Genomic DNA, 391 nt, shown 5'->3' with positions numbered 1-391 from the left:
ATGACGCTGGCCGAGCGCTCGGCGAAGGTCAGCGGATGCACCACTTCCTTCTTCTGCGCCACCGGCGTGAAGCCGAGCTTCTGGTAAAGCGGAAGAGCCGCCGGATGGTCGAGCGTGCAGGTCTGCACGGTGACGCGCCGTGGCCCATGCGCCCAGGCCGCCGAGATCGCTGCGCCGAGGAACCAGCGGCCGATGCCCTGGCCGTGCGCATGCTCCATCATACCGAAATAGGCGAGCTCGACTTCGTCCGGCAGATGCGGCTTGAGGTCGAAGAAGCCGGCCGGCGCGCCGTCGAGATAGAGCACCCTGATGTCGCGAGGCGTCGACATCGCTCGCCGCACCGTCGCGAAATACCGCGAAGGCATGAACATCCCATCGTCAGTGCAGCGGC

Annotated in this window: 2 pseudogenes; one reads left to right on the top strand and one right to left on the bottom strand. The window is 66.5% G+C overall.

Annotated features, from left to right (window positions below):
* Window positions 1-317 (bottom strand): annotated as a pseudogene (locus EN852_RS35860) (GNAT family N-acetyltransferase); the annotation flags it as partial.
* 1 nt (window position 318) lies between these two features.
* Between EN852_RS35860 and EN852_RS35855 the strand changes: the two are divergent.
* Window positions 319-391: pseudogene (locus EN852_RS35855) on the top strand (hypothetical protein); the annotation flags it as partial.

It is taken from the genome of Mesorhizobium sp. M2E.F.Ca.ET.209.01.1.1 (genome assembly GCF_004010375.2).
GTDB lineage: Bacteria > Pseudomonadota > Alphaproteobacteria > Rhizobiales > Rhizobiaceae > Mesorhizobium.
Note: the sequence above shows the minus strand (reverse complement) of the source record. Positions and strands in the feature narration are given on the sequence as shown.